A 3532-nucleotide genomic window follows, 5' to 3' on the forward strand; every position below is an offset into this window, starting at 1 on the left:
GACGGCCAGGATGCGGTCGAACACGGTGGGGCCGATCGCGGCGCGGGCGAGCGCGGCCTGACCATGCGCGCGGGCCGGCGCGATGCGCGCCTCAAGGCGCCGCCGACGCGCAACTGGCAGGGGCGGTGGCCGAAGACACCCGGCCGGCTGCTCGGAACGTCGCTGATCCGGCTCTATCAGCTCACCCTTTCGGGCTTTGTCGGCAACACCTGCCGGCACCTGCCCACCTGCTCGGAATATGGCTATGAGGCGATCGCGCGCCACGGGCTCCTGACCGGCGCGATCCTGACGGCGCGGCGGGTCGGGCGGTGCGGACCACTGGGCACGTCGGGCATCGACAACGTGCCCGAAACGGTGGCCGGTCCGCTTGCGGCCCTGCGCCGCCGAGACAAGGGAGGGCCATAGCCCAAGCATCGTTTCTATTTGCGCGCGAAGCGGCTAGTGTCCCGAATCTGAAGTTCGCTTCGTTACGCGGCATGCTCCGTACGAACTTCAGATTCGATCAGGACACGAGCAGGTCTTTGATTCTGGTGTGGTTTATGGATTTGAAGTGCGTTCAGGAGCGTGCCGCGAACACTGTAGCGAACTTCAAATCCACCACACGAGAGCATCCGCATGACGGGGCGTCGCGGCCCGTTCTTCCCGCGCAAGGACAAGGCCCGACAAGCGGAGCGGCCCGGCATGGCCAGTCAAGAACAGACGACATCGTCCGAGCCGGTCGGTCCGGCCGTTTACGCCGAGGGCGGCATGATCCTGCCCGATTTTCTCGACCGGGTGACCGCCGCGCTGACCCTTGGGGACATGACCCCGCTCGCCGAACTGACCGCGCCGCTGCACGAATCGGAACTGGCCGACCTGATCGCGGCGCTGGAGCCGGCCGAACGGCAGGAACTGGTCGCGCTCCTTGGCGACCATTTCGACTATTCGGCGCTGACCCATGTGGACGAGGCGATCCGGCTGGAGATCGTCACCGTCCTGCCCAACGAGCAGATCGCGCTCGCCCTTCAGGAACTGGACAGCGACGATGCGGTCTACATCCTCGAAGACATGGACGAGGGCGAGCAGGCCGACATCCTCGCGCGCATCCCGTTCACCGAGCGCATCCGCCTGCGCCGCGCGCTCGACTGTCCCGAGGACAGCGCGGGCCGGCGCATGCAGGCCGAGTTCGTCGCCGTGCCGCCCTACTGGAACGTGGGGCAGACGATCGACTATCTGCGCGACAATGCCGACCTGCCGGACCGGTTCAGCCAGATCTTCGTGATCGACCCGACCTTCCGGCTCGTGGGCGCCGTCGACCTCGACCGCATCCTGCGCGAGCAGCGCGCGGCGCCCATCGAGGACATCATGCGCGAGACGCGCCATGCCGTTCCCGCCGAGATGGACCAGGAGGAGGCGGCCAAGATCTTCGAGCGCTACGACCTGCTGTCGGCGGCCGTCGTCGACGAGAACGAGCGCCTTGTCGGCGTTTTAACCATCGACGACGTGGTCGACGTCATTCACGAGGAGGCGGAAGAGGACATTTTGCGCCTGGGCGGCGTCGGCGACGAGGAGCTGTCGGACAGCGTCATCGACACGGCCAAGGGGCGCTGGACCTGGCTGACCGTCAATCTGGGCACCGCGATCCTGGCTTCGGCGGTAATCGGGCTGTTCGATGCGACCATCGAGCAGATGGTGGCGCTGGCCGTTCTGATGCCGATCGTCGCCTCGATGGGCGGCAATGCCGGCACGCAGACCATGACCGTGACCGTGCGCGCGCTCGCCACGCGCGATCTGGACATCTACAATGCGGGCCGCACCATCCGCCGCGAACTGCTGGTGGGCCTGCTCAACGGCGCGGTCTTCGCCCTGATGATCGGCATCGTCGCCTCGCTGTGGTTCTGGACGCCGGGCCTGGGCATCGTCATCGCCATGGCCATGGTCATCAACATGCTGTCGGCGGCGTTCGCCGGCATCTTCGTGCCGCTGATTCTCGACAGGCTCGGCGCCGATCCGGCGGTGGCGTCCAGCGTGTTCGTGACGACGGTGACCGATGTGGTCGGCTTCTTTGCCTTTTTGGGCCTGGCCGCGATATGGTTCGGCATCTGACCGGCGGGGAGACCTTCCGAAAATTGACTTTTACGTAAGAGTTTTTAAACTGTATCGATTGAAATCAGGAGCCGGTGCGCGTCCGCGCCCGGAAAGCGGATGCGCGAATTCTACACGATCACCGAACTGACGCGCGAGTTCGGCGTCTCGACGCGAACGCTTCGTTTCTATGAGGACGAGGGGCTGATCTCACCCGTCCGGCGCGGCAGGACCCGGCTGTTCCGGCCCGGCGACCGGCATCTGATCAAGCAGATCATGCGCGGCAAGCGGCTGGGCTTTTCGATCGCCGAGATCCGCGAAATCATCCAGATGTACCGCGAGGAGCCGGGCGAGGCGGGCCAGATGCGCGCGATCATCGCGCGCGTCGACGAAAAGCGCGCCGAACTGCGCCAGAAGCGCAAGGACATCGAGGACACGCTGGCCGAACTCGACCAGGTCGAGGAGAATTGCGTCAACCGGCTGGCCGAACTGCGCGTTGCGTCCTGAACGGCCCCAACCTGTCACAGCCAGCGGTTCACCGTCTTCGTATAGTCGCGATAGGTCTTGCCGAAGCGCGCTTCCAGATGCGCCTCCTCGCGCTCGATGGCCAGCTTGCGCGTCGCCAGACCGTCAAGGGGCGCGAGCAGCACAAGCCACCAATTGCCGACGAACAGGCCGAGCCCGGCGATCAGCATCATGTTGGCCAGATAGATCGGGTTGCGGCTGAACCGGAAGATACCTCCGGTGACGAGGCGCTCGGCGCGCCTGTGCGGCAGGATTGTCGTCCTGGCCGCGGCCATGGTGCGCATGGCGGCGATATCGACGAGCAGCGCGACGATGACGATCACGGCTCCGAGCCCGGCAAGCAGGTCGCCCATCGCGCCGGCGGGCCGCCCGAGCGGCACGAGCCGTTCAAGGGCAAATCCCAGCCCGACAAAGCCGATCAGCAGGATCGGCGGCCAGGGGATCGTGCTCGGGCAGTCCTCGGGATGGGAGCGGTCTGTCATCGGCTGGTCCCGTTGCCGGTCATGCCGGCCTCGAACGCACATTGCGCGATGATCGCGGCGGTCTCAAGATCGGTTTGCGCAAGGCCCGGATCGATCGTCATGGCGCAGGCGTGTCTCCCGGCCTGCTGGCTGCCCCGCTGCCGCGCCGGGCGCAGTAGAGCCCTAACACGATCAACGCCAGCGCGACGGCTACCTTGAGTTGTAGCTCTTCGCCAAGCAACAGGAAGCCGAGCAGCACGCCGAAGGGCGGAAGCATGTAGATCGACAGCGCGAAGGTGGAAAAGCCGATCGTCCTGATAAGCTGGTAGCGCATCACATAGGCCAGACCCGTCGGAAACGCGCCCAGAAAGATCAGCGCCCAAAGGGCGTTCCGGTCGGGCATGACGTCCGGCACGCCGTCGACGATCAGGGCGGCGCAGATCAGGATGACCGCGCTGATGCAGAGCGTCAGGAAGGCGAGC

5 protein-coding genes are annotated in these 3532 nt (G+C 65.9%); 3 read left to right on the forward strand and 2 right to left on the reverse strand.

Annotation, left to right across the window (positions count from 1 at the left end):
- Positions 1-63 precede the first annotated feature (63 nt).
- The 3 genes from yidD (at position 64) to AC5E6L_RS14765 (ending at position 2571) form a co-directional block, all read left to right on the forward strand.
- Positions 64-405 (forward strand): membrane protein insertion efficiency factor YidD, encoded by a 342-nt coding sequence (gene yidD, locus AC5E6L_RS14755; protein ID WP_491774313.1) that lies wholly within the window; start codon positions 64-66, stop codon positions 403-405.
- A 276-nt stretch (positions 406-681) separates the two neighbouring features.
- Complete coding sequence (gene mgtE / locus AC5E6L_RS14760; protein ID WP_491774305.1) at positions 682-2085, forward strand: magnesium transporter; 1404 nt, start codon at positions 682-684, stop codon at positions 2083-2085.
- Positions 2086-2184: 99 nt separating this feature from the next.
- Complete coding sequence (locus AC5E6L_RS14765; protein WP_491774307.1) at positions 2185-2571, forward strand: MerR family transcriptional regulator; 387 nt, start codon at positions 2185-2187, stop codon at positions 2569-2571.
- 14 nt (positions 2572-2585) lie between these two features.
- Here the strand turns inward: AC5E6L_RS14765 and AC5E6L_RS14770 are convergent, their stop codons facing one another.
- The gene (locus AC5E6L_RS14770) at positions 2586-3071 is read right to left on the reverse strand and encodes a methyltransferase family protein (RefSeq protein WP_491774309.1); all 486 of its coding nucleotides are present in this window, start codon (positions 3069-3071) and stop codon (positions 2586-2588) included.
- A gap of 97 nt (positions 3072-3168) precedes the next feature.
- A partial coding sequence (locus AC5E6L_RS14775; RefSeq protein ID WP_491774311.1) for an EamA family transporter occupies positions 3169-3532 on the reverse strand: 364 nt, incomplete at its 5' end.

It is taken from the genome of Roseitalea sp. (assembly GCF_984466335.1).